This is a genomic window from Pseudoalteromonas sp. RWi3 (assembly GCF_054960735.1).
The window spans coordinates 1-26,698 of the sequence record NZ_JBHNYL010000017.1 but is presented as its reverse complement, the minus strand read 5'-3'; the positions used below and the strand labels follow the sequence as shown (position 1 = coordinate 26,698).

The 26,698-nt window shown below is 40.5% G+C and carries 15 protein-coding genes and 8 tRNA genes; 14 read left to right on the top strand and 9 right to left on the bottom strand.

What is annotated here, in order from left to right:
* Positions 1-66: 66 nt before the first annotated feature.
* The 6 genes from ACFI4Z_RS16565 to ACFI4Z_RS16540 all read right to left on the bottom strand — a co-directional run bounded on the left by ACFI4Z_RS16565 (position 67) and on the right by ACFI4Z_RS16540 (position 7,328).
* Positions 67-1,383, bottom strand: a complete 1,317-nt coding sequence (locus ACFI4Z_RS16565) for a sensor histidine kinase (protein ID WP_462671531.1) — start codon at positions 1,381-1,383, stop codon at positions 67-69.
* Entirely contained in the window at positions 1,383-2,711 is a 1,329-nt protein-coding gene (locus tag ACFI4Z_RS16560; RefSeq protein WP_462671530.1) for a sigma-54-dependent transcriptional regulator, read from the bottom strand. Before ACFI4Z_RS16560 ends, ACFI4Z_RS16565 begins: the two co-directional genes overlap by 1 nt.
* Positions 2,712-2,794: 83 nt before the next feature.
* Entirely contained in the window at positions 2,795-4,000 is a 1,206-nt protein-coding gene (locus ACFI4Z_RS16555; protein ID WP_462671529.1) for an ABC transporter permease, read from the bottom strand.
* 9 nt (positions 4,001-4,009) lie between these two features.
* On the bottom strand, positions 4,010-5,323 hold the full coding sequence (locus tag ACFI4Z_RS16550) for an ABC transporter permease (protein WP_462671528.1): 1,314 nt from the start codon (positions 5,321-5,323) through the stop codon (positions 4,010-4,012).
* Positions 5,324-5,326: 3 nt separating this feature from the next.
* Positions 5,327-6,037 (bottom strand): ABC transporter ATP-binding protein, encoded by a 711-nt coding sequence (locus ACFI4Z_RS16545; protein ID WP_135476071.1) that lies wholly within the window; start codon positions 6,035-6,037, stop codon positions 5,327-5,329.
* 37 nt (positions 6,038-6,074) lie between these two features.
* Positions 6,075-7,328, bottom strand: coding sequence for an efflux RND transporter periplasmic adaptor subunit (locus ACFI4Z_RS16540; protein WP_462671527.1), 1,254 nt, complete (start codon positions 7,326-7,328; stop codon positions 6,075-6,077).
* Between the two features lie 775 nt (positions 7,329-8,103).
* Here ACFI4Z_RS16540 and gltB point away from each other — a divergent pair.
* Together gltB and ACFI4Z_RS16530 are read left to right on the top strand one after the other, a co-directional pair.
* Entirely contained in the window at positions 8,104-12,561 is a 4,458-nt protein-coding gene (gene gltB / locus ACFI4Z_RS16535; protein ID WP_462671526.1) for a glutamate synthase large subunit, read from the top strand.
* A gap of 9 nt (positions 12,562-12,570) precedes the next feature.
* The gene (locus tag ACFI4Z_RS16530) at positions 12,571-13,986 is read left to right on the top strand and encodes an FAD-dependent oxidoreductase (protein WP_446887396.1); all 1,416 of its coding nucleotides are present in this window, start codon (positions 12,571-12,573) and stop codon (positions 13,984-13,986) included.
* A 1,103-nt stretch (positions 13,987-15,089) separates the two neighbouring features.
* Here the strand turns inward: ACFI4Z_RS16530 and cysK are convergent.
* Positions 15,090-16,058 (bottom strand): cysteine synthase A, encoded by a 969-nt coding sequence (cysK, locus tag ACFI4Z_RS16525; RefSeq protein WP_462671525.1) that lies wholly within the window; start codon positions 16,056-16,058, stop codon positions 15,090-15,092.
* A 212-nt stretch (positions 16,059-16,270) separates the two neighbouring features.
* On the bottom strand, positions 16,271-18,604 hold the full coding sequence (locus ACFI4Z_RS16520) for a carbohydrate binding family 9 domain-containing protein (protein WP_462671524.1): 2,334 nt from the start codon (positions 18,602-18,604) through the stop codon (positions 16,271-16,273).
* Between the two features lie 213 nt (positions 18,605-18,817).
* On the opposite strand from ACFI4Z_RS16520, the gene ACFI4Z_RS16515 reads away from it, so the two are divergent.
* The 12 genes from ACFI4Z_RS16515 to ACFI4Z_RS16460 all read left to right on the top strand — a co-directional run bounded on the left by ACFI4Z_RS16515 (position 18,818) and on the right by ACFI4Z_RS16460 (position 24,221).
* Positions 18,818-19,969: a dicarboxylate/amino acid:cation symporter gene (locus ACFI4Z_RS16515; protein WP_462671523.1), complete on the top strand. Its 1,152-nt coding sequence runs from the start codon at positions 18,818-18,820 to the stop codon at positions 19,967-19,969.
* Positions 19,970-20,078: 109 nt separating this feature from the next.
* A complete protein-coding gene (gene uvrY / locus ACFI4Z_RS16510; protein ID WP_099297098.1) occupies positions 20,079-20,729 on the top strand; it encodes a UvrY/SirA/GacA family response regulator transcription factor in 651 nt (216 codons plus the stop codon).
* A gap of 8 nt (positions 20,730-20,737) precedes the next feature.
* Entirely contained in the window at positions 20,738-22,561 is a 1,824-nt protein-coding gene (gene uvrC, locus ACFI4Z_RS16505) for an excinuclease ABC subunit UvrC (RefSeq protein ID WP_462671522.1), read from the top strand.
* Between the two features lie 42 nt (positions 22,562-22,603).
* Complete coding sequence (pgsA, locus tag ACFI4Z_RS16500) at positions 22,604-23,149, top strand: CDP-diacylglycerol--glycerol-3-phosphate 3-phosphatidyltransferase (protein WP_099297102.1); 546 nt, start codon at positions 22,604-22,606, stop codon at positions 23,147-23,149.
* Positions 23,150-23,288: 139 nt separating this feature from the next.
* Positions 23,289-23,364: transfer RNA gene (locus ACFI4Z_RS16495), tRNA-Gly, on the top strand.
* Between the two features lie 30 nt (positions 23,365-23,394).
* Positions 23,395-23,468, top strand: a tRNA-Cys gene (locus tag ACFI4Z_RS16490).
* Positions 23,469-23,503: 35 nt separating this feature from the next.
* Positions 23,504-23,590 (top strand) — tRNA-Leu (locus tag ACFI4Z_RS16485).
* Between the two features lie 87 nt (positions 23,591-23,677).
* Positions 23,678-23,753 (top strand) — tRNA-Gly (locus ACFI4Z_RS16480).
* Positions 23,754-23,792: 39 nt separating this feature from the next.
* Positions 23,793-23,879 (top strand) — tRNA-Leu (locus tag ACFI4Z_RS16475).
* A gap of 50 nt (positions 23,880-23,929) precedes the next feature.
* A tRNA-Gly gene (locus tag ACFI4Z_RS16470) sits at positions 23,930-24,005 on the top strand.
* A gap of 18 nt (positions 24,006-24,023) precedes the next feature.
* Positions 24,024-24,097: transfer RNA gene (locus ACFI4Z_RS16465), tRNA-Cys, on the top strand.
* Between the two features lie 37 nt (positions 24,098-24,134).
* Positions 24,135-24,221, top strand: a tRNA-Leu gene (locus ACFI4Z_RS16460).
* A 626-nt stretch (positions 24,222-24,847) separates the two neighbouring features.
* Here ACFI4Z_RS16460 and ACFI4Z_RS16455 read toward each other — a convergent pair.
* Positions 24,848-26,266 (bottom strand): alanine/glycine:cation symporter family protein, encoded by a 1,419-nt coding sequence (locus ACFI4Z_RS16455; RefSeq protein WP_462671521.1) that lies wholly within the window; start codon positions 26,264-26,266, stop codon positions 24,848-24,850.
* Positions 26,267-26,698: the final 432 nt, after the last annotated feature.

Here is a 26,698-nt window from a genome sequence, read left to right as displayed (position 1 = left end):
ATTTATTGTGCATAGCAATGAATGTTTAAAAGTCGCTAATTAGCGACTTTTTTATTGGGTGTTATTTTATTGAGTGTTATTAGGTAAAATAATGTGTACGCTTAACCCGCCTGTTGCTTGATTATGCAAACTTATCTGCCCATGGTGCGCTTCAACGATTTCTCTACATAATGCGAGCCCTAAACCACTGCCGCTCGATTTTGTTGAATAAAAAGGAATAAGTGCATTCGCCATCACTTGCTCACTCATTCCCTTGCCTTGGTCGCTTACTGTTATTCGTGTGTTGTTACTATCTTGAGATAATGCGATTGCAATATATTCTGATTTTGAGCCTGATTCATGTGCATTTTTTAGCAGGTTGATGAGAAGTTGTTCAACCTGTGTTTGATCTGCAAACGTTGTTACTGCGGTTTGCTCTGATAAATTAAATGACCATTGATTTTGCAATTGTTGGAACAATAGAGACCAATTTATTTTTGAAAATTGTGGTGTTGGGAGTTTGGCAAACTTACCGTAACCTTGAACAAATTCGTTTAGGTGTTTAATGCGCTCTTCGATGGTTGAAAATACGCGAGTCAGTCTCGCTTCATCGACTTTTTCACTGAGTATTTTGCCGCTGTGCAACATTGAGGACATGGGGCCAAGTGAGTTATTAAGCTCGTGGCTGATAATACGAATAACCTTTTTCCATACTTCGACCTCTTGTCGGCTTAACTCGCGGGTTAGCTGCTTAAAGACATACAAAGTATGAAATTGATTATTAAGTAAAAGCTTTCCTTTTGATAAATGCCAGGTTTGTGATTCTTGGTTAAGTTTATCCAGAGTAAACAGTCCATCTACACCGCGCTGTAACGCGTTGCTCAGTTGTGGGTGGGCATTGGCAAATAAGTTGGAAAACTGTTCACCCTCTAATGATGCTTTGGCATTGAACAAATCACGGGCACTGTGATTACTGTAGACGATGAATCCTCTATCGTTTTTAAGAACAACAGCCTGCGGAGAACTTTGCAGCACTTTATCTAACATAAGCTCACGTTGATAAATCCATTGCTTTTCTTGGCGTAGTTGTTTTGCTGTTTGGTTATAAAGTTCGCATAAATTGCCTATTTCATTGTGGCCGTTATAGGCTAGTAATGATGAGAGCTCACCATCTTTAAAGTTAAGTAAGCCAGTTTCCAAGGAATGTATTCCTTGTATTAGCGGGTTTACTAAACGCAGCGATAGATAGCTGGTAAAAACGAGAGTGAACGCACTGAAGGCAAGAGTGAAATACCAAGGAAGATGAATAAGCCAACATATTAATAAAACGGGACAGAGGGCTGCAATAGCACTAATAATCAATAACTGTGAGCGAATACTGATAAAGCGTTTTTTTATACTCATTAATAATCAATCTCAAATTTTTGTAAACGTCTATACAGTGCTTGCCGACTCATACCAAACTGCCTTGCAACTTTAGCGATGACTCCCTGATGTAGGTGCATAGCTTGCTCTATTTCGTGTTTCGTCACTTGCGTTTTTACTGCATTGTTGCTTATGGTGGGGGTTTGCAATGCAAAGTTTTTTAAAGTAATCACACCCTCAGGGTTTAAAACGGCTGCTCGTTTACATGCATTTTCGAGTTCGCGTACATTGCCAGGCCAGCGATGAGACAATAATGCTTGTTCAGTTTCAACGCTGAGCTCTCTATTGTTCAAAAAGTGATTTGCTAGTACTAAAATATCATCTGGTCGCTCAGCAAGGCTGGGTAAATTTAATTCAATAACATTAAGGCGGTAGTATAAATCTTCTCTAAATTTACCGAGTCTAATTGCGTTTACTAAGTTTTCGTTGGTGGCAGAAATAACTCGCACAGTAACCTTTCTTGTTTGGGTTGAGCCGAGTCGTTCAAATTCACCTGTCTGTAACACACGTAACAACTTCATTTGCCCTGACAGTGGCAGGTTACCAATTTCATCTAGAAATAATGTGCCACCATCGGCTGCTTCAAAGCGGCCAATACGTTGTTTGGTTATCCCCGTATATGCTCCAGCTTCTGCGCCAAATAATTCTGCTTCAATGAGTTCACCGGGAAGGGCACCTGCATTCACAGTAATAAAGGGTTGCTCATGCAGTAAGGAGTTGGCCTGAATGATGCGTGCTATACGCTCTTTACCGCTGCCGTTAGGGCCTGTAATTAGTACTGATACATCTGACTTTGCTACTTGAATAGCCATATTGAGAATATTTTCCATGGCCGTACTTTTGTAGACTAAACCAACTAGTTTTGCATCATTTATACTTTTATTGCGCTCTTGTTGATGACGCTCATAAATCGCGTTTTGTTGTTTAGCATGACCAAGTTCAATTAAGTTAGTAACACACGTTAGTAGCTTGGTATCATCCCACGGTTTGGGTAGGTAATCTGCGGCACCTGCTTTAACAAGCTCTATGGCTACTTCAAGCTCTGTCCATGCAGTGATCAAAATAATGGGTAAGTGAGGATTGAGTTGCCTTAATTGATAAAAAAGAGCCTTACCTTCTTCACCAGAGGTTGTGTCTGCAGTGAAGTTCATATCTTGGATGGCCAACGCAATACGCTGATATTGCACCACTTGAATGGCCTCAAATGGATTAGTGGCAGTCACAACGGCAAAGTCATGAATTTCCAGTAGTAATGATAGCGCCTCTAAAACAGCGGGGTTATCATCAACGATAAGTATTTTTTCCATGAGAATATAATCGCTGTTTTTATTATCTTTATTTTAAAATGCTACACGGTATTAAACCAGTGTAGCATAGGTTGGGAATGGCTTTATATGGTTCGTGTAGCAATGCTAGGGGATATATTCGCCGCACGTCTGGCTGGACCAAATACCGCAAGCAAACTCATTACAAATACCATAATTGCGGTGCCTGCTATATAACTTGTTGGCAATGCAGCAATTGAAAAATGTTGCATGAGCAATTGACCAAGTAACAAGGCTGCGATACAACCTAATATTAAACCAACACTACAGATCATGGCGTTTTCAACTAAAAAATGGCTAATGATGGCAGATTTTCTCGCGCCTAATGCACGACGAGTACCAATTTGTTTAGTCCGCTTACTGATATTAAATAAAGTTAAGCCGAAGATACCCAGAGCAGTTACTAGGACTAATATAGTGATGAGCACAATTAACATGCGCATCATTAAGGTATCTTGCGCCATGTAACTTTCTTTGGCTTCATCTAAGCCTCGCACTCTTACAATCACGCGTTTGTCATAGTTTTTTAGCATCTCATCTTCAATTGTACTCGTTAATTGTGCGCGTTGGCTGGCATCGGTACGAACGATAAAGTTACCTGAAATATTTGGGTTGATGTAAGGGATTAAAGCAACACTATCAGGGCGGCTATCTTTGAGCCAAGGGCCTTTAGCTTTCTTGATAATACCCACTATTTTAAGCGCAATATCACCTAAATATACGGTTTTACCTAAAGCATCTGTATCAGGAAATAACTCATCGGCTAGTATTTGGGTAATGATAGTTACATTAGCACGCTGCTCATTATTATCAGTCACAATAACTTCACTTTCGTTGAAGTTTCGTCCAGCAGCAAGTTCAAGCCCTAACGTATTTAAAGCATGGTCATCAGTAAAAAAATAAGATGTTCTGGCTGAAAGCCCAGGCTTAGGAGCTGGGTTAATACTAAAGTCAGACGAACTGCCACTGCCTGAAAGCGGTGTATTGCTAATATAAGCCGCATCAATTACGCCAGGTAACCCACGTAACATTGCTTCATCTACTTCAAACTGCTGGTGGCTAGAAACATCATCACCAAACAACATGACATGGAATGAAAATATTTCGTCTTCAGGGTAGCCTGTTTCTTGACTTAAATAGCTAACTTTATCTTCAATTATAAATGCAGCATTACTGACAATCGCAGTGGTGATAGCAATTTGAAGCAGTAGCAATAAGGCGCCTATTTTTGAGCGACATAACGCGTGAAAAATTGGTTTTATCTCTAACATAATATGCCCCTATTGGCTCTTTAGGTAAATTGCAGGGTTGGTTTTACATACTAACCAAGCAGGATAGAGTCCGGCTAAGATACAGGTTGTAATTGCAATAATGGGTGCACTGAGTAGCATAGTGATATCCATAGTGGCGATTGATGAGTAGTAATCATAACTTTGACGAACACCCCACAGCCCTAATTGTGCAAGTACGATACCGATTAAACCACCGAAACATCCGAGCATTGCAACTTCAACAAGGTGCTGTAAAAATACCTGCCTTTTACTGGCCCCTAAAGCGCGGCGTACACCGACTTCAGGCGCGCGACGTAAAAATTTTGCTAACAATAAGCCAAGAATATTGGCTAAACATACGGCTAAAAACATAAAGCTTAAGGCGACTAAGATTTTATTATCTTCACTGATTACATTGTTGTACTCCATCCATTGATTCACATCACGCAAGCTGTAAATAAGCTCTTTACGATTGAAACGGCCACGCTTTTGTTGCTCTTCCATATAGGCCATTAAAAAGGTTTCATAGTCTTGTTTTTGCTGTGCGTTGTTTAATTCCACCCAAAATTGAACCCATACCATTTCTGACTGTAGCTTCGCTTTAAAGCTTCTAACGTCTTCATGTTTCCAGCCATTGGTATTACCCCAGTTACCAAGCTCCTTCGCTTCAACAAGGCTAAATGGTAAAAACATGCTCTCAGGTTCGTTAAAAGAACCATTATTTAAATCGTAGTATTTAACCACTAAAGGCCAGTTCTTTGTGACGCCAATAACTTCATAGCTTTCGTTATCAAGGTAAATAATATTGCCAACGGAGTTTTCACCACCAAATAGCCTTTCATTCAACTCTTCACTTATGACAACGACAGGGGCTGCGTTTTCTTCTTGCTGTTGCGACCACTTATTGCCATATAAGAACTCGAGTTGAAACATGTCAAAAAATTCAGGCGTGGTCATCCGCGCACTTTTGCTAAAAGGCTTAACGGTGTCTGAGTCGGTATAGATAGAAAAGCCACTACGTAGCATACTTAAGCGTTTACCTTCAGTATTAGCACGATATAAGTTGGTCGCATCTTTGTATGTCAACTGAAGAGGTAAATTATCTTTTGTCCACCACGTGTTATCATCATCCATTATTTGCAGTTGCACACTAAACAGCTGGCTGCTTTTACTAGGGATAGGGTCGCTCGCCATCATGTGATAAACACTTAGGCTTGTCATGGTGACACCAATACCAATGGCAATGGCTAAAACCATTAATAAGCTCACCAATGGCGTGCGTTTAAAGCTACGCCAACTTAAATCAAAGTAATGTAATAGCATGGCTTACGCTCCTGCAACATTTTTCAGATTTTGCGCGCCTTGATACAAGGTAAAGTCGGCGAGTTGACCATCGACTACTTGAATATTACGCGGCGCTCGGCGGGCGAGCTCAGGGTCGTGTGTGACCATTACAATAGTTGCACCATCGCGATTTATTTGTTCAAGTAATTCCATTACTTGGCGTGCCATTAGGCTATCTAAATTACCTGTTGGTTCATCAGCGAGTAAAAACCTTGGCTCGCCTGCTAGTGCGCGTGCGATCGCAACCCGTTGTTGTTGACCGCCAGAAAGCTGTTGCGGTAGATGTTTAGCGCGCGAGGCAAGGCCTACTTGCTCTAAACATTGCTCTATTCTACGTTTACGCTCAGCTGCTTTAATACCTCGGTAGCGCAGAGGTACTTCAATATTTTCATATAAATTTAAATCAGGAATAAGGTTGAAGCCTTGAAATATAAAGCCAATTTTTTGATTACGAACATCAGCACGTTGGTTATCATTTAATTTGCCAACATCAATACCGTCAAGTAAGTATTCTCCTTCAGAGAAGGGTTCTAGCATGCCAGCAATATTTAAAAATGTTGTTTTACCTGAACCGCTAGGCCCAGTGACAGCAATAAATTCACCTTCGTCTACTTGCAAACTAAAGTCTTGCAATGCATGTGTTTGCACCATTTCAGTTTGATATATTTTACTAATATTGTTCATTTTTAGCATGATTATGTCCTTTCATTGTTTTGTTCAAACGCGGCTATTAGCGAAGTAATAAGGTTGATGCGTTTTTAAAATTACCATAAGTTGAAATTATTAATTGATCGCCTGACTCTACACCTGTGATCATTTCGACGGCACTGATACTTGTTGCACCAATGGATATATCAATTAATTGTGCAGAGTCACCTACAACTTTATAGGCTTGAGTTCCTCCTTGTTGTAGGAATGCGCCACGTTTGACCTGTAACACATTTTCGCGGTTTTCTAACAAGATACGGGCAGTTAATCGTTGGTTTTGACGAATACCGGTGAGTTCTTTATTAAACCTGACCCGAGTGGTGACTTCTCTGTTATTAACTTCCGGTGAAATTGCACTAAGTGTTCCTAGCACTTTGTTAGCCCCTAATGTGAGCTCTACTGTCATGCCTAGCCCAAGTTCATTTGCATAGCTTTCAGGGACCTGCAGTTCTGCCTCAAAGTTACTCAAATCAACCAAGGTCATTAAAGGTTGGCTTTGCGAAACAGCTTCTTTTTGTTGTACTAATAAATTGCCTACGATACCGGCAACGCTAGCTTCAATAGTAAGGTTGCTAACTTGTCGGTTTAGTTCGTCAACAACAAGCTGTTGCCTTGCTAAATCTCGTTCAGCGGCTTGAAGTTCAAACGCTAATGTATCCTTAGCTAACGCTACCTCTTGTTGGGCATGTTTGTATGAAAGCTTTGCGCGTGCTAAATCATCGACTGCTTTTTCTAGATCAATTTGGCTAATTAAATTTCTAGAAATTGAAAGTTTAGCGCGGCGGTTTTCCCTATCAGCAGCATTAAGTTCAACTTGAGCGAGGTCGAGAGCTTTAGTTAAACTAAGTTTTTGTCTGCGCGCCTCTAGGTGTTTGCGTTTCAGCTCACCGTCTAGGCGTGCTAATACAGATTGTTGTTGCTTTAATTCGTTAGTGAGTTCAGGGCTTTCAACAATAGCAATAATTGCTCCCTTATTAACGTTATCGCCTGCTTTTACTCGTAAATCCACATAGCCTCTTTCTGGGCTGTAAATTTTTGGTGCATTTGCAGCGACGATTTTGCCACTGGCTGAAACATCCCTAATTAATGTAGCTCGGGTTACGGGGGCAATCTGTAATGTATCTCTATCAACAGAAAGAGACCCTTTTTCATTACCCATAAACGCCTGAGCACACAATGCGACAAGCGACATAATTACAGCGGCAATAATGATTGGTTTCTTATAGCTTTTAGTTTGGACAACAGAAGTGTCCTGTGCGCTAGTATCTTTTATCATGAGACTTCCTTTATTTTTTATATCTATTCTTCGAGGTAGGTAATCATTAAGCTCACGGCAAACATGGTAATTGGCGAGACTAAAAACAAACTGAGAATAAACATAATGGTGTCCTATTAATATCTTAGTTTTATGTATTCGATTACTGTGCCAAGTTTCAAGTTATTGATTTATTGTATTAAATGTTTTTACTTGCCCTTTTTAATGTGTCCGCGGACAGCAAATGTGTCCGCAGCGGACACTTTTTTGAGCATTCCCTTAAGGTCAATTTCATAATGCTGTTATGAGGGGGCAGGAAAATAGGCCTGTTATTGTGAAGCGGTATTTATGCATTTATGTGTATTTTATGCAGTTCAACAGAGCTATGCCATGAGTCAATGTTTAAAAGTACACTCAAATTACGCCATCTATATAAGCAATAATTTAATACTCAATGTAAAACAGCAATAATCATCACTCAAACTCGATAGTGAATATTTATGCATTTTATGGGTGACTTACGTTTACGTAAACTGTGGTTTGTGGGTTGGCTGTTTTTTACAAGTTGTTAAATTTGACACCAGTGTCATAAAAAAATAATGAGTGTTTATCGGCTAAATGTTAAAAAATGGCACGAAATAAAAAGATTGTACTTGCGTGAGAAATATTCAAGAATATGAATATGTATTCATAATGCTATTGACTCTATGTACAATTGGCGATAGTTTTGACTGTCTGCTAGCAAACCGTCGAGAAGATCATTAATAGCTAGCTGTTGTAGCAAGGGGAGGGGTCTATGTTATACGACTCAAAATTAGAAAAAGATAATTGCGGCTTTGGCTTAATAGCCCAGGTCAATGGTCAGGCTAGTCATCGCTTAATAAGAACAGCGATCACCGGTCTTGACCGTATGGAACACCGTGGTGGTATTTCTGCCGATGGTAAAACAGGTGATGGTTGTGGTTTATTGTTGCAAAAACCAGATAGTTTTTTCCGCGCAATCGCCAGTGAGCAGAATTGGCATTTAGGTAAAAACTATGCAGTTGGCATGATTTTCTTAAACGCAGATCCAGTACTTGCACAAACTGCCAAAGATGTATTGAGTGAAGAACTCGAAAAAGAAACGCTTAATATTCAGGGGTGGCGTGTTGTTCCGACAGATGCATCGTGTTTGGGCCCTATTGCCAAGAAACAACTCCCGAATTTTGAACAGATTTTTGTAAGTGCACCAGAGGGTTGGCGTCCGAAAGATTTAGAGCGTCGTTTATACGTAGCACGCCGCCGCGCTGAAAAACGCTTGAGTAACGATGAAGGTTTTTACATAGCGAGTTTGTCAGGATTAGTGACTATCTACAAAGGCTTGATGATGCCGGTAGATTTACCTAACTTTTATTTAGACTTAGCTGATATTCGTATGACCAGTGCGATTTGTGTTTTTCATCAGCGCTTTTCAACAAACACACAACCACGCTGGCCACTTGCTCAACCATTTCGTTATTTAGCGCACAATGGTGAGATCAATACCATTCAAGGTAATCGTCAGTGGGCGCGTGCGCGCTCGTACAAGTTTGCATCGCCACTTATACCTGACTTACAAACAGCGGCTCCGTTTGTTAATGAAACTGGCTCAGATTCATCAAGCTTAGATAACATGCTTGAGCTATTCTTAGCTGGTGGCATGGATTTATTCCGCGCTATGCGAATGCTTGTGCCACCTGCATGGCAGAAAAACCGTGCGATGGATGATGACTTACGTGCGTTTTATGACTTTAACTCAATGCATATGGAACCGTGGGATGGTCCTGCGGGTATCGTTATGTCTGATGGTCGCTTTGCAGCCTGCAATCTAGACCGTAACGGTTTGCGTCCTGCGCGTTATGTGATCACACAAGATGGCTTTATTACACTTGCCTCAGAAGTGGGTATTTGGGATTACACTGCTGATGAAGTGGTTGAAAAAGGCCGTGTTGGTCCGGGTGAACTTCTCGTTATTGATACACATTTAGGCAAGATTTGGCACTCTGATGAAATCGATCAAGATTTAAAAGCGCGTCACCCCTATAAAGCATGGCTTGAAGAAAACGTTAAACGCTTAACACCATTCGAGCAATTATCAGAGCAAGATGCAGGTAATCGTTCATTTGACGATCAAACCTTACTGAAATATCAAAAAATGTTTGGCTTTACTAACGAAGAGCTCGACAGTGTGATTCGTGTAATGGGTGAAATTGGTCAAGAAGCGACAGGCTCTATGGGTGATGACACACCGTTTGCCGTACTTTCTGAGGGGAACCGTTCGCTGTTTGATTACTTCCGCCAAAAATTTGCGCAAGTAACCAACCCGCCAATCGATCCACTTCGTGAAAATCACGTTATGTCTTTAGCTACTTGTATAGGTAGCGAGCAAAATGTATTTAACGAAACCACAGGCCACGCTAAACGTTTGCAGTTCGATACACCGATTTTGATGTATGCAGATATGCAGCAGTTACTGAGTGCCGACCAAGCGCACTATAGCTATTGTAAAATTGACATTACTTATAGCAAAGAAGAAGGCTTAGCTAATGCGGTCACCCGTATTTGTGATGAAGCGCAAGAAAAAGCGGCTTCAGGTTGTGTAATGTTGTTTTTGAGCGACCGTAATTTTGATGAAAATCAATTACCAGTCCCAGCAGCGATGGCTGTGGGCGCTGTACAAAAACGCCTTGTAGATAACAACTTGCGTTGCGAGTCAAACATTATTATTGAAACCGGTAGTGTACGAGATGCGCACCAATTTGCTGTACTAATTGGTTTTGGTGCAACGGCAATCTACCCATATCTTGCTTATGAATCATTGGTTGCGATGAGCGACTCAAAAGTGATTAAGAAAAGCTACTGCGAAGTGACTCTTGCATATCGTAATGCGATAAACAAAGGCTTGTACAAGATCATGTCGAAAATGGGCATAAGTACCGTTGCGTCATATCGTTGTTCAATGTTATTCGAAGCTGTTGGTTTGTCAGATAATGTAGTTGATACTTGTTTTAATGGTGTAGCTAGTCGAATTAAGGGCGCATGTTTTAGCGACTTTGATGAAGACCAACGTAAACTTCATCAATTAGCGCACAGTAAACGCAAGCTGTTAAGCCATGGCGGTTTACTTAAATATGTACATGGCGGTGAATACCACACCTACAACCCAGACGTTATTCAAACATTGCAAAAAGCAGTACGTTCAGGTGAATACACAGATTACAACGTGTATGCCGATTTAGTTAATAAGCGCCCAGTTTCAACTTTACGTGACATGCTTGCGCTTAAATTGCCAGAGAAAGGTATAAACATTGATGATGTTGAGCCTGCTACTGAGTTATACAAACGTTTTGACTCTGCGGCAATGAGTATTGGTGCGTTGTCACCAGAAGCACATGAAGCACTGGCTATTGCGATGAACCGTTTAGGCGGTTGCTCAAATTCAGGTGAGGGTGGTGAAGATAAACTACGCTACGGGACTGAGAAAAACTCGCGCATTAAGCAAGTTGCCTCGGGCCGGTTTGGTGTAACACCACATTACTTACGCAGCGCTGATGTTATTCAGATCAAAGTGGCGCAAGGTGCAAAACCAGGCGAAGGTGGCCAATTACCAGGTGAAAAAGTAACGCCGTATATCGCTAAACTGCGCTATTCAGTACCCGGTGTGACCCTTATTTCGCCTCCACCACATCACGATATTTACTCAATTGAAGATTTAGCCCAGCTAATTTTTGATTTAAAACAAGTAAACCCTAAAGCTCTCATCTCGGTCAAACTAGTATCAGAGCCAGGAGTGGGTACGATTGCCACGGGTGTTGCTAAAGCTTATGCCGATTTAATCACTATCTCAGGTTATGACGGTGGTACCGGTGCGAGTCCATTAACATCCGTGAAGTATGCGGGTAGCCCATGGGAGCTTGGTCTTGCAGAGACCCAACAGGCATTGGTTGAAAATGGCCTGCGTCATCGTATTCGTCTACAAACAGATGGCGGATTAAAAACAGGTTTAGACATTATTAAAGCCGCTATTTTAGGTGCTGAAAGCTTTGGTTTTGGTACTGGACCTATGGTTGCACTAGGCTGTAAGTATCTACGTATTTGTCACTTAAACAACTGTGCAACCGGTGTTGCAACACAAGACGATACACTGCGTCAAAATCATTACCATGGTCTGCCAGAAATGGCGATGAACTACTTTAAGTTTATTGCACAAGAAGCACGCGAAATCATGGCAAGTCTTGGTGTAGCAAATTTAACCGATTTAATTGGCCGTTTAGATTTACTTGAAGCGATTGAAGGCAAAACCGCGAAGCAACAAAAGATTGATTTATCTTCTGTGATTGCTCAGCCAAATAACCCAACGGGCGAAACACTTTATTGTAGCGCACCGAATTCGTCACATTACTTAGGTAAATTAAACGAAACGTTACTTGAAAAAGCACAACAAGCAATCGATGAAAGTACGGGAATTTCACTGGTTAATCGTATCTGTAATACTGACCGTTCAGTTGGAGCGATGTTATCAGGCTATATAGCTGATAAACACGGTAACCAAGGTATGGCTGCTGATCCTGTATCAATTGAATTGCATGGTACTGCTGGTCAATCATTTGGTGTGTGGAATGCCGGTGGCCTAGAGATGACACTTGTAGGTGATGCAAACGATTACGTTGGTAAAGGCATGGCTGGCGGTAAGTTAGTTATTCGTCCGCCGCTAGGTTCATCATTTCAAAGCCACAAAGCAACGATTGCTGGTAACACGTGTTTATACGGTGCTACAGGCGGCAAGTTATTTGCTGCAGGCTGTGCAGGTGAGCGTTTTGCTGTGCGTAACTCAGGTGTGCAAGCGGTTGTAGAGGGCTTAGGTGATAACGGCTGTGAATACATGACTGGTGGTGTTGTGTGTGTTCTTGGTAACGTTGGGGTTAACTTTGGTGCTGGTATGACAGGTGGTTTTGCTTATATTTTAGATGAGCGTAACGACTTTGAAAAACGCATTAACCCAGAGCTCGTAGAAATAGTGGTATTGGATGAACTCAGTTCTCACCAAGAACACTTACGCGGTCTAATTGCCGAGCACTTAGAGCTAACAGGTTCAAGTCGTGCAGAGACTATCTTAGCGAATTTTGAAACTTACTTACCTAAGTTTAAGTTAGTTAAGCCAAAATCAAGTGATGTGAAAAGTTTACTCGGGCATCGCGCTCGCAGTAGTGCAGAACTTCGTGTTCAAGCACAGTAAGGGGGTAGTATGAGCGAGAATGTATATCAATTTATAGACGTGCAACGGGTTGATCCCCGTAAGAAACCTATTTCGTCACGTAAGAAATCGTTTGTTGAAATTTACGAACCCTTTTCAGAGACTCAAGTAAACTCACAAGCAGATCGTTGCTTAGATTGCGGTAACCCATATTGCGAGTGGAAATGCCCAGTACATAATTATATCCCACAGTGGTTAAAGTTAATTCGTACAGGCCGTATATTAGAGGCAGCAGAGCTGTCTCACCGTACTAACAGTTTACCTGAAGTATGTGGCCGAGTTTGTCCACAAGATAGATTATGTGAAGGCTCATGTACTTTAGATGAAGAGTTTGGTGCAGTAACTATCGGTAATATTGAAAAATATATCACTGATACTGCATTTAAAATGGGTTGGAAACCTGACATGTCTTATGTGACATGGACAGATAAAAAAGTAGCCATTATTGGTGCAGGCCCTGCTGGACTAGGTTGTGCAGATATTCTAGTGCGAAATGGTGTGAAACCGGTGGTATTTGACCGTCACCCAGAAATTGGTGGGCTCTTAACCTTTGGTATTCCTTCTTTCAAACTTGAAAAAGAAGTGATGCAAAAGCGCCGCGAAATATTCACTGAAATGGGCGTTGAGTTTAAGCTTAATGTGGAAGTGGGTGTGGATATCACCATGGACGAGATTTTAGCTGATTACGACGCTGTGTTTTTAGGCGTGGGTACTTACCAAAGTATGCGTGCTGGCCTTGAAAATGAAGACGCACCGGGTGTACATGATGCATTACCGTTCTTAATTGGTAATACTAACCGTGTAATGGGCTATGACGAAACGAACCAAGCTTACATCGATATGGCTAAGCAAAAAGTTGTGGTCCTCGGTGGTGGTGATACAGCGATGGACTGTGTTCGTACATCGATTCGTCAAGGTGCTGACAAAGTAATTTGTGCCTATCGCCGTGATGAAGAAAACATGCCAGGTTCGAAGCGTGAAGTTAAAAATGCCAAAGAAGAAGGTGTTGAATTTACCTTTAACGTGCAACCTACTGGTATCGAACTTGACGACAAAGGTCATGTTGCTGGCGTGAGAATGGTTAAAACTCAAATGGGTGAACCTGATGAGAACGGTCGTAGCCGCGCAGAAGTCGTACCTGGCTCAGAGCATGTAATCGAAGCCGACCAAGTACTTATGGCGTTTGGTTTTAAACCACACAAAATGGATTGGTTAGAAAAGTACGATGTTGAAATTAACCACTGGGGCGGCATTAATGCACCAGAGCAGGGGGAGTTTACGCATCAAACCACTAACCCGAAAATCTTTGCTGGTGGTGATATCGTTCGCGGTTCAGACTTAGTAGTAACCGCAATCTTTGAGGGGCGTAACGCTGCCGAAGGGATCATGGATTACTTAAAGGTGTAAGTTTTGCACCTCTTTGACTTTAAAAAGCAAGCCACCTGGCTTGCTTTTTTGTTAGAGCCATCATTAAGATTGATTTAATAAATCCTTAGTGCAGTTCTAATACCAATCCGCATAAAGATTAAATCAATTTTATCCATTCACGATTGCACATTTTCTTCACTCGTGTCGGTATTGAAATAAAGTGATTACATACCTTCCTACTGGTGTGGACTGTAATATCTGACTCATGTGTTGCCTCATCGCTTCTTTAATTACGAATGGACTGACTAATGATCCTGTTTGGCCTACCGCAGCGCATATTGCACCAAATAAATACCCATACTGCTGTTGTTTTACAATCCGTGGGCGAGTGCCTGTTTCAACCCAGATCTGCGTAGTCAGATTTTGTTGCCCAAATCGCGCCTGACTTGAAACCAGACATCAGTACGATCTAATGGCAGATGCCCTGAGATGTGAAGGATCGTTTCAGTACTTTATAAACATGATGTAAGAGGTAGTGAACACCAAATTCAGTATTGATGTACTGTACAATAGCTTCACCGATAAGGCGCCGCCTTGAAGTTCTGTACTCGTGCGCTTTATATATTCAGATAGTTGTTTAAGTTGTGGCTGTTGCAGCCTAGATGGATGCCCTTGAATGGGCTTATTTTCTAAGCCATTAACTCCATGTTCTAGGTAACTAGAAACCTATTTATTAACGCTACTTCGGGCTATATTGAGACGTTTTGCAATATCGGCTCTGCTAGTACTCTCAAAAAAATAATGACACAGCGAGCAATCGCATGCGTTTTCGTGCGTTTGTTTGTTTGCGAGAAAGTGTTAAAAGCTGCTTTGATATATTCTGGCTCAACGTTATTTAACCTGTGATTTTAAATATCCTGTATTAGATCAAATATTCAAGTGAAATTGTGTAGATATTAGGTGCAAAAATTTCGGGATTACTCAAAACAGTTGAATATTCGAGCAAACCTTGTGTGAAGCATTTACTGTATTTTTTAATATTATTTTAGGCTTAGGCTTAGGCTTAGGCTTAATTTAAATAATATTAAATAAAAACCCCGCATAGATGCGGGGCTTGAGATATTTAGTGCCTCTAAAATATATTACTGTACGAGTTCTTGATCAGAAAATTCGTCAGCAAATAATGGGCTAGAAAGGTAACGCTCAGTTGCACTCGGTAAAATAACCACAATGTTTTTATCTGCGTTTTCAGGTTTTTCAGCAAGGCGTTTAGCAGCTACAACAGCGGCACCTGATGAAATACCAACTAGAATACCTTCGTTTTTCATAAGCTCATGAGCCATTGAAATAGCATCTTCATTGGATACTTGCTCTGCAACATCAACTACTTCTAAGTCTAGGTTGCCTGGGATAAAGCCTGCACCAATACCTTGAATTTTATGAGGTCCAGGTTTAACTTCTTCGCCAGCGAGTGTTTGGCTGATAACGGGTGAGTTTGTTGGCTCAACAGCAACAGATAACATATCTAGGCCTTTTTCAAGTTTTAGATAACGGCTAACACCTGTGATTGTGCCGCCTGTACCAACACCAGCAACAAAAATGTCTATTTTACCGTCCATCGCTTCAAAAATTTCAGGACCCGTTGTTTCAAAATGAATTTTAGGATTCGCAGGGTTTTCGAATTGTTGTAAAAGAATATATTTTTCAGGTGCACTTGCTTGAATTTCTTTCGCTTTTTCAATTGCGCCGTTCATGCCTTTAGCGCCATCTGTCAACACTAGGTTTGCACCCAATGCTTTAAGTAGTTTACGACGCTCTAAGCTCATTGTGTTTGGCATAGTTAGCGTTAATTTGTAACCGCGTGAAGCTGCAACAAAAGCAAGCGCGATACCTGTATTACCAGATGTCGGTTCGATTAATTCTTTATCTTTAGTTAGAACGCCCGATTTTTCTGCTTCCCAAATCATTGAAGCGCCTATACGGCATTTAACACTGAAGCTTGGATTACGAGATTCTATTTTAGCAAATACATTCCCAGACGTTACGCGATTAAGCTTGACGATTGGTGTGTTACCAATCGCTAATGAGTTATCTTCAAAAATGTTAGACATAATGTTCCCTTGGAAGCAATAAATTCAATCGGGATCAAATCACGTATGTGTTCGATCTGTAATGACCACACTTTACTTTGCCCCATAAAAAACGAAAGTAAAGTTTGGCTATAACATATAGCGAATAGGCTTATAGCATTTAGTCATAAGCACTAATATTACTGGTTGGCATCTAAAATTAATCCCTAGATTCAAATGAGCTAAATAACCAACTATAAAAGCCAAGCATAGCTAAATTTAGCAAATAAAGTGCGCTGTTCTTTGGTAATAGATGAAAGCTCATCATCTTGATAGCCCGTATCGGAGTAGCCTGCAAAGAAAACTGTTTGTGGGTTTAATTTGTAAGAATACAACAGCTGTGTGGCTAATTTTTTATATTGACTGTCTACATTGTCAATGTAATTACTTTTATTACGCTCGAGATCTGTGTAGATGACAGCAAGCCTTAAAAAACTATTAACATTGAACTGATAGGTAAAACGCACATCGCTTAAATTAGCGGTAAATACGTCACGTCCATCTGCATCGAGTGTTTCATAGGTGTGGCGAAGGCGCACTTCGAAATGTTTACCTAGATTCATATTCAAAATTGGGCGGATACGAAGTTTGTTGCCTACACGATTATTGGCCAAGTCAACCGCATTACCAGTATAGATATATAAAGATGCAAATAATCCAGCTTTAGGCTTAAAGTTACTATAAAAGCCAATACCATTTTCACTGAATAGGTCGGTGTTGGTATCTATATCTAAGCGAGATTGATCATGACGAAGCCCTTTACGGTTACGATGCTCCATGGAGAGTTCAAAATAACTTTGTAGAGGTCCATTGATTGAAAAGCTTGTTTGGGCTTCTTTTTCTATTAACTCATTATTTTCGTTGTGCGTAATATCCCAATCTGCATACCAGTTAGCACGATTCCACCAGTTGTGCTTGTCACCATACCAGCGGTATTCCCCACCAGTGGTAAACTTTTGAAAATCAACTTGTGAAATAAAACCTAAATCAGCACGCAAATCAGCATCCCGGTATTGGTAATCTGCGAATGCACGCCAATATTTTTCATCATGTTCGTATTTTATGAAATAGCCGTTGCCTGATTTTTTTTGTAGCTCGAGAACCCGCAATACACCTTCATTAAAATCACAATCTTGATTTAATTCACAAGGCTCTGGGTTGCTAACTAAGCAATTATCCCCATCACAAAGTTCATTTACAAACTCATCACTGTAGTGCGTATCAGACTGTAATACTTGCAATAAAAACGTATCATTAACAGATGGTTTGTACTTAGCATCAAGACTAAATACGCTGTTGTGATAGTCATCACTTTGGCGATGTGTAATTGTTGAACCCAGTGACAAAGCAGATTCAAAGTCATACCGATAACGTAGTGCTGCGTTTTCGCTTTTACTATCAAGAGAAACAAGTGAAGAGCCTAAATTTCCGGGTATTAAAACGTTTGTTTGATTGTCGTTGGCTATAAAACCTGCAAAAGTATGGCCGTTTTTGCTGCCTGTAATTTTAGCTCCATAGTCTGGCTCTGCAATATTGCGAGTGTGTATTAGATTCAATGTAGACGCAAAATAATCTGCGTTATCTAAAAAGAATGCCCGCTTCTCAGGGAAGAATAAACTAAAGTTATTATTAACACTTAATTGAGCAACGTCGGCTTCTACTTGAGAGAAGTCAGGGTTGAGAGTGGCGTTAAGGGTAATATCAGGGGTGATCCCCCATTTTAGGTCAAGGCTTACTTCTGTATTTTGATCTGCTTGCCATTTATCAACCTCTGTTTTATTTATGTCACGACTTTCACTTTTCCCGGTTACTACAGAGGGAATTATTGCTATATTATTGCCTTGTTTTGCTTGGTTAAAACCCATGTAACTAGGCATTTGGCAAATCCAACAATTGTTTCCGTGATCTATTTTCATACTAGAAATACGCAAACGTTCGCTCCTAGGTAAAAATCGCAAAAACTCCATAGCCATGGTTTTAGTAGCAATGCTGTCATCAAAATTTAGGACACGAAGTGGTATAGCTACTTCAACCGTGTAACCATTTTCATGGATAATGCCCACACTATCCCAAATACCGTCCCATGATGAACTTTCGCTTTTAGTGAGTTCATTTTCAATTGAATCTTGTTGGACACCAAGAGGGTTTATAAAAAATTGATATGCAAGTTGGGAATTATTGTAAGAGTCTATCTTTAAACCGACTAAGTCATCGTCCCAAGCAGCATCACGATCACGATAAAATGCGCGAATATCTTCAGGGTTTGAATCTTGTGCATCAAATCCGATAAAAAGAGTTTCACCATTTTCGTAAACGTATACGTTGGTGTTCACCGGGCTTTTAGTATTTTCGTAAGGCCAAGTTACATTATCTATGACTATTTTTCTGGCTTGTTTCCAGCTTGGTTCATCTAATTTTCCATTTACAGTGGCTGATTGAGGGATGTAAGGTAGTTTAATAGGTTGAGTGGCCGAAATAGCGTTAAAGGAAGCGCTGATAAAGGCTGCACAGATAATTGATTTGTACATAAATGCTTATAAAAGTTCAAACTATGGATATGTTATAAATTTGCATGTTTGTTAACAAATGCAACGCGATAGGGCGCATATATTTACGTTTAAATCAGTTTGAGCCCTGTTGTGGTGGTAATTTATACGATTAAACATAAATCTGCCTAATTTATAACAAAAATAAATTAAAACGTGGTAAAAGGTTAATATCTATATCTTAAAGTGAACGTTATGAATTTAATACTCAAATTAATAGCCGGTATTCTCGGTGGTATTTTAGTGGGCTTGTATGCGCCACTGATAGGTGTTGAGCTTCTTTACACCGCGAAAGAAATTATCGGACAAATAATTTCTTTTACTATTCCTTTAATAATTTTATTTTTTATTGCCTCGGGAATTGCGGGCTTACCTAAAGGGTCAGGTCACCTTCTGGGGAAAACAGTTGGCTTTGCGTATGGTTCAACAGTCATTGCTGGTACATTGGCTTTTTTAGTAATCAGTGCAGTGATTCCGCTTTTTGATGGTGGCCTAACATTTGAAGCTGAAGTTGTTACTGAAGTTACAAGCTTTATTGATATAGAAATTCCACCATTGATGGGGGTAATGACTGCTCTTGCAACTGCATTTGTTTTTGGTATTGGCATGAGTCAATTACAATTAGAAACGCTTAAGAAAGTGTCTGATCAGGGGCGAGATGTGATTGATGCGTTACTCGCTAAGGTCATTATTCCTGCTTTACCTTTTTACATTGCGGGTGTATTTGCTGAAATGACTGTGGCTGGCACCGTTGTTGATACCTTACAAACGTTTGGAGTTGTACTTATCGCTGCGCTTGTAATGCACTGGGTATGGTTAAGTATTCTTTATATCGGCAGTGGTATTTTATTAAAGCGTAATCCTGTTGAGTTAATAAAAAATATGCTACCAGCTTATTTTACAGCGTTAGGTACTATGTCGAGTGCAGCAACAATCCCGGTTTCTTTGCGAGCGAGTAAAGCAAACAACGTAAAAGAAGATGTTGCTAACTTTAGTGTGCCTTTATGCGCGACTATCCACCTCTCAGGTTCGACCATTACTATCGTAACATGTGCGATGGCCGTTATGTTCTTATCACCCAATATGGGCGTGCCTTCACTTGTTGGTATGTTGCCATTTATTATGATGCTTGGGGTAGTTATGATTGCTGCACCAGGGGCGCCGGGTGGTGCAGTAATGTCTGCATTAGGCTTGTTAACCAGTATGTTAGGATTTAACGAAGGCGCTGTAGCGTTAATGATTGCACTTTATTTAGCCCAAGATAGCTTCGGTACGGCATGTAATGTAACGGGAGACGGTGTCATCGCATTGTGGGTTGATCGTTTTAGTGAAAAACAATCAGCCTAATTTGAAGTTTGTGAAACGATAATACTGTTATCGTTTCAGCTTTATGTGTTAATGTGACGCATTAATTTTGCCATTAGGGCATGTTTTTAGGTTATATGAGGGTGTTCCATTGATTAATGTACTTCTAGTTGATGATCATGAACTTGTGCGTACAGGGATCAGACGTATTCTAGATGATATTCGGGGTTTTAAGGTTGTTGGCGAGGCAAAAACAGGTGAAGAAGCTGTTCAGTTTTGTCGGCAAAATTCGCCAGATATTGTATTAATGGATATGAACATGCCTGGGATCGGTGGATTGGAGGCGACAAAAAAGATTTGCCGTTACTGTCCTGATGTGAAAATTATCGTACTAACAGTGCAATGCGAAGACCCATTTCCTAGTAAAGTTATGCAAATAGGTGCGCACGGGTTTCTGACCAAAGATGCGGGCTCAGATGAAATGGTTAATGCTATTAGGGCTGTTAATGCAGGCCAACGCTATATTGCGCCTAACATAGCCCAACAAATAGCTTTGGCGCAGGTAACAGGCCGAACAGATGAAAACCCATTTCACTGTTTATCTGAGCGTGAGCTACAGATAATGCTCATGATTACAAAAGGGCAAAAAGTTCAAGACATTGCCGAGCGATTAAATTTAAGTGCAAAAACTGTGAATAGTTACCGCTATCGCATGTTTGAAAAACTTAATGTGAGTGGGGATGTAGAGCTAACACACTTAGCAATTCGGTATAAAATGATTGATATTGATAGCGCAAATTAATCTGCTTTATGACTCAATTTGATCACGCGCATTTTTTAAAAACACTATCAAGTGAACCTGGTGTATATCGGATGCTTGATAGTGAACAAAAAGTCATCTATGTCGGCAAAGCTAAAAATTTAAAAAAGCGGGTAACTAGTTACTTTAGAAGTAACGTAACAGACAGCAAAACTCGTGTTTTAGTTAGCAATATCAATGGTATTGAAGTTACGCTTACTAACACCGAAACTGAAGCGCTTCTGCTTGAAAACAACCTAATAAAAAAATATCAGCCGCGTTACAACATTTTGTTACGTGATGATAAGTCTTACCCTTACATATTGCTAACGTCTCATAAACACCCTCGTTTGGCGTTCCACCGTGGTAGCCGAAAGGTCAAAGGCGAATACTTTGGTCCTTTCCCAAGTGCTGGTGCTGTGTCTGAAAGCTTAAGACTAATGCAGAAGATATTTCCAGTTCGTCAGTGTGAAGATGCATATTACAGAGCGCGCAGTCGTCCCTGTTTGCAATATCAACTTAAACGTTGTTCAGCACCGTGTGTTAATAAAGTAACTGATGAAGAATATACTCAACAAGTCGATTATGTTCGAAAGTTTTTGACGGGTAAGTCACATGAGGTTATTGCCGAGCTTGTAAATAAAATGGAAATTGCCAGTAATGCGCTCCAATTTGAACTAGCAGCCAAAGTTCGTGACCAAATAATGCTACTGCGCAAAATGCAAGAGCAGCAGTCTATTTCAGGCAATCACGCTGAAATGGATGTTGTAGGCTTTGCTCACTTAAATGGCTTAAATGGTATTCATTTGTTGATGATTCGTGACCATAAAGTGCTCGGCAGTAAAACATATTTTCCAAAAGTGCCAAAAGATTCATCGCAAGAAGAAATCCTTACATCGTTCTTAGGTCAATATTATCTTGCGCCAGGGGCTACTGGAAGAATTGCAAAAGAAGTTATTTTACCTTTTACACTTGATGAAGCTGATGTTCTCGGTGATGCTATGGGTCAAATAAGTGAGCGAAAAGTAACTTTAAAAACAGTAACCCGAGGCGAGCGCTTTCAATATTTACAGTTAGCCAATAAAAATGCATTAAATAGCATCACTGTAAAACAAAGTACTATCGACTCAATAAATAAACGCTACGCTCAGCTCAAGGCAACATTAGGGCTTGATGATATCAATAGAATGGAATGTTTTGATATCAGCCATACAATGGGTGAAAATACAGTGGCAAGTTGTGTTGTATTTGACTCTCAAGGACCTAATAATAAAGAATATCGTCGCTTTAATGTAACAGGTATAACTGGGGGCGATGATTATGCAGCAATGGAGTTCGCATTAAATAAGCGTTACAACAAGCTTGTCGCGGAAGATAAAATCCCTGATGTTATATTTATTGATGGCGGGAAAGGGCAGCTTTCTCGTGCTGAACAATATTTTGAAACTTGGCCGCATTCAAAAATGCCATTATTGGTTGGTGTTGCAAAAGGAACTAGCCGCAAGCCAGGTTTGGAAACACTTTTAATTGATGGTGGTAGAAAAACCATACCAATGGACTCTGATGCACCAGCGCTTCACTTAATTCAGCATATTCGTGATGAATCGCACCGCTTTGCAATTGCAGGGCACCGAAATAAACGTCAAAAACAACGCACCCAGTCATTGCTAGAAGAGATTAGCGGTGTTGGCTCCGTTAGACGTCAAACATTATTAAAATATTTAGGGGGCATGCAGGGTGTAAAAGCTGCTAATATAGATCAATTAAAGCAAGTTCCTGGGATCAGCCCTGACATGGCTGAGAAGATATTTAATCATTTGCATGACAAGGGCTAGCCCTTCGTGCGAATATAGAAAAAAAGACATCTCCAAGTAGTTATGTGGAATATTCCAAACACACTCACAACCTTTAGACTTTTTCTTATCCCCATTTTTTTGGTGATATTTTATTTACCTTATTCATGGGCATTTTTTGCTGCCGCATTTATTTTTTGGCTAGCATCAATAACCGACATCCTTGATGGTTACCTAGCGCGTAAGCTTGAGCAATCAACGCCCTTTGGCGCATTTTTAGATCCAGTCGCAGATAAAGTAATGGTGTGCGCTGCACTGGTTGCACTATCTAGTTACTATCAATCTATGTATATGACCATTCCAGCGTTAATTATTATTAGCCGAGAGATAGTTATATCGGCTTTACGCGAATGGATGGCTGAGCAGGGCAAAAGAGGTAATGTTGCCGTATCTAATATGGGCAAGATAAAAACTGCTGCACAAATGTTAGCCATTATAGGCCTGATCTGGCAGTACGATACGTGGATGATGTATTTAAGCTATGGCTTATTGTACATTGCAACCTTCTTAACATTGAGTTCAATGCTGCAATATTTAGTAGCTGCATGGGGTGAATTGACTAAAAATTGATTGTAAACGTCTAATAACGCACCGTTTTAGATAAAAAATAATCAAACAGTTCAAAACTAGCATTTTTTGTATTGACGCGTTTAATAATCTCTGTAGAATGCGTCCGTGTTGAGAGGGCATAGCCCCCTAGATAAACAAAGCGGCACTAGCTCAGTTGGTAGAGCGCGACCTTGCCAAGGTCGAGGTCACGAGTTCGAGCCTCGTGTGCCGCTCCAGTTTATCTTAAAGGCTAACCCCGATATTGAGGCGGAATGGCAGAGTGGCCATGCACCGGATTGCAAATCCGTTTACCCCGGTTCGACTCCGGGTTCCGCCTCCAACAACACTCCACATGCTTTAAATAGCAAACTCGATGCCCGAGTGGTGGAATTGGTAGACACAAGGGATTTAAAATCCCTCGACTAACAAGTCGTGCCGGTTCAAGTCCGGCCTCGGGCACCACTTTGTGGTTTAATTACATCGCCAAGTGTAATTTATAAAAATAATGTTACATAAATTAGTTTATGTAAAAAATAGAATTAATATGATGCGGCACTAGCTCAGTTGGTAGAGCGCGACCTTGCCAAGGTCGAGGTCACGAGTTCGAGCCTCGTGTGCCGCTCCATATTAGTTTTATCCACTTGCTTTAAATAGCAAACTCGATGCCCGAGTGGTGGAATTGGTAGACACAAGGGATTTAAAATCCCTCGACTAACAAGTCGTGCCGGTTCAAGTCCGGCCTCGGGCACCACTTTAAATTACTTTACCAAGGTAGTTTAAAAGAGATAAAATATGATTTATGCGGCACTAGCTCAGTTGGTAGAGCGCGACCTTGCCAAGGTCGAGGTCACGAGTTCGAGCCTCGTGTGCCGCTCCAAATTATTTGATATGCTTAGGCGGAATGGCAGAGTGGCCATGCACCGGATTGCAAATCCGTTTACCCCGGTTCGACTCCGGGTTCCGCCTCCAAATAATTAATCCACACGCTTTAATTAGCAAACTCGATGCCCGAGTGGTGGAATTGGTAGACACAAGGGATTTAAAATCCCTCGACTAACAAGTCGTGCCGGTTCAAGTCCGGCCTCGGGCACCACTATATCCTCAGTTTTACTTCCAACTAAGCTATCTCCTATAAACAGTATTCATTAGTAGTAACGTACTATCATCTTGCTATTTACAATAAATTGCTTCGTTTGTTTAAACCTTAAAGTCTCATATTTTTGCTTCAAAACCTTAGCTCATTAATATACTAGCTTTGATCACCGCAAACTTGTCATTACAATTAATACCAATTGGCGCTAATACTTAATTATTTGTATAAGCTAACCATGCGCCTCGATACCGATAAGTTCTTCAATTTCAAAGGTAGACCACTTAATTAGCGAATATGTAAAAACTGCCATAAGTCTTTTAGAACGCAAATTAATCCCTAACTAACTCTATAGCGAACGTTAGCTGGAGATGGTGACTGTGTCTCATCAAATGCTTAAACCAAAATTTGTATCCAGTTATTTGTTCTAATGCTACACAGTGTATTAATAGTGTTGTGTCAACTGCTCAATTAATTACTTATAAAAAGATCAGAGATACTATATGGTGCCAATGTGTTTAATCGAGGCGGTTGCAGGGGGTACTGTCATTACTAATATACAAGCAGGGCTCAGACAATAAAAAACCCGAAATGGCTATTTCGGGTTTTTAACTTAAAGCAGTTTAGCGTTACTTATGCCAAATACCCTTTGGAATCGTTTTATTGAGCTTATCGTTTTTGCTAGGATCAAACGTCGGTAATTTTCCAGCGCGTCGTTGAGCGTTATAATCTTTAGCAAGCCATACTACAACACCAGACAGCATAAATAATGCGATTACGTTCACTATCGCCATTAAGCCCATAGATACATCCGCTAAAGTCCATACAAGTGGTAATTCGCCAAGCGCACCAAACATAACCATACCTAGTACTAGTAACCTAAATATCAACATACCTGATGCATGGTTATGCTCTAAGAACATTAAGTTTGTTTCAGCATAAGAATAATTGGCAACAATTGATGTAAAAGCAAAAAACAAAATAGCGACTGCAACAAATATTGCGCCCCAGCTACCAACATGCTCTTCAAGGGCTGCTTGTGTTAGTGCTATCCCCGTTACATTGGAGCCTGGTACTAACTGTTCAGATAATAAAATAAGTGCAGCTGTTGCTGTACAAATAATAATAGTATCTACAAATACACCTAGCATTTGTACATAACCTTGTGAAGCAGGGTGAGGTGGATTGGGTGTTGCGGTTGCAGCAGCGTTCGCAGCGCTACCCATACCTGCTTCGTTTGAGAATAATCCGCGCTTGATCCCTTGGATCATCGCTTGCATAACACCATAACCAATTGCACCAGCCCCAGCTTGCTCAAGACCAAAAGCACTTCTAATTACATGCATAAATACATCAGGTAATTCAGTGTAATTTACAGCACATATATATAGTGCAACAATTAGGTAGGCGGCGGCCATAAAAGGCACTGCTAATTCAGCAAATCGAGAAATCGTTTTTAGACCACCAAATATGATGATGCCAGAGCCAATAACAAGTGCTATACCTACTATGTAGTTAGGTATACCGAAGGCAACTTCAAAAGCAGCGGCAATAGAGTTTGACTGCACAGCATTAAAAACTAGACCAAAGGCTAAAATTAAGCACAGTGAAAACACTACGCCCATCCAACGTTTGCCAAGACCGTATTCCATGTAGTAAGCAGGGCCACCGCGAAAATTACCTTCATCATCGCGAGTTTTATATGCCTGAGCTAATGTGCTCTCTGCAAAACTAGTTGCCATACCTATTAAAGCTATTAGCCACATCCAAAAAATAGCACCAGCACCACCTAAATAAAGCGCAACAGCAACACCTGCCATATTACCGGTGCCAACACGGGCTGCTAAAGAAGTACAAAATGCTTGGAAAGAGGAGATACCGCCATCTGAACCTTGACGGCTTTGGAACATTACTTTGACCATATGCGGGAATTGTAAGAATTGAATAAAGCCAAGACGTATTGTAAAAAATAGTCCTGCGGCTATTAATAAGTACACCAAAATATGACCCCATAAGAGACCACTTATACTATTTATTATATCTGTCATGTGTGTTGCCTAATAAACGAGTTGTAAATATGCGGCGCAACTTACCACAAGCGTGATAAATAGTTTAGTAAACACCACAAAATAATCAGTTACCCACAGGGTTTTGTGGGTAACCTGTGTTTCTGTATGGTGTATCTTTGGGGTAAAAATTAAATGCAAAAAAGCGTTTAAAAACGCTTGCGTAAAAATCTGTTCTCCCTATAATGCGACCCTACTAAGACAGCAGAGCAGGCAACGCTTAGCGAGGCAAGCAAGTCACTTGGTAAGTCGAGTAAAACTTAAGTTTAGATTTTTAAAAAGTTTAAAATTAAGTGTTGACAAAAAAATAGGAAAGCGTAACATGCGCAGCCCTAGCGAGATAAAGTAAAGCGCTTTAATCGCAACGTTCTTTAACAATATAAAGCAATCATCTGTGTGGGCACTCGTACAGAT

Excerpts from the sequence above, each read along its gene's own strand:
- ACFI4Z_RS16550 (WP_462671528.1), bottom strand. The coding sequence starts at position 5,323 with ATGCTATTACATTACTTTGATTTAAGTTGGCGTAGCTTTAAACGCACG.
- ACFI4Z_RS16530 (WP_446887396.1), top strand. The coding sequence starts at position 12,571 with ATGAGCGAGAATGTATATCAATTTATAGACGTGCAACGGGTTGATCCC.
- ACFI4Z_RS16545 (WP_135476071.1), bottom strand. The coding sequence starts at position 6,037 with ATGCTAAAAATGAACAATATTAGTAAAATATATCAAACTGAAATGGTG.
- pgsA (WP_099297102.1), top strand. The coding sequence starts at position 22,604 with ATGTGGAATATTCCAAACACACTCACAACCTTTAGACTTTTTCTTATC.
- ACFI4Z_RS16455 (WP_462671521.1), bottom strand. The coding sequence starts at position 26,266 with ATGACAGATATAATAAATAGTATAAGTGGTCTCTTATGGGGTCATATT.
- uvrC (WP_462671522.1), top strand. The coding sequence starts at position 20,738 with ATGACTCAATTTGATCACGCGCATTTTTTAAAAACACTATCAAGTGAA.
- gltB (WP_462671526.1), top strand. The coding sequence starts at position 8,104 with ATGTTATACGACTCAAAATTAGAAAAAGATAATTGCGGCTTTGGCTTA.
- ACFI4Z_RS16540 (WP_462671527.1), bottom strand. The coding sequence starts at position 7,328 with ATGATAAAAGATACTAGCGCACAGGACACTTCTGTTGTCCAAACTAAA.
- ACFI4Z_RS16560 (WP_462671530.1), bottom strand. The coding sequence starts at position 2,711 with ATGGAAAAAATACTTATCGTTGATGATAACCCCGCTGTTTTAGAGGCG.
- ACFI4Z_RS16555 (WP_462671529.1), bottom strand. The coding sequence starts at position 4,000 with ATGTTAGAGATAAAACCAATTTTTCACGCGTTATGTCGCTCAAAAATA.
- ACFI4Z_RS16520 (WP_462671524.1), bottom strand. The coding sequence starts at position 18,604 with ATGTACAAATCAATTATCTGTGCAGCCTTTATCAGCGCTTCCTTTAAC.
- ACFI4Z_RS16565 (WP_462671531.1), bottom strand. The coding sequence starts at position 1,383 with ATGAGTATAAAAAAACGCTTTATCAGTATTCGCTCACAGTTATTGATT.
- ACFI4Z_RS16515 (WP_462671523.1), top strand. The coding sequence starts at position 18,818 with ATGAATTTAATACTCAAATTAATAGCCGGTATTCTCGGTGGTATTTTA.
- cysK (WP_462671525.1), bottom strand. The coding sequence starts at position 16,058 with ATGTCTAACATTTTTGAAGATAACTCATTAGCGATTGGTAACACACCA.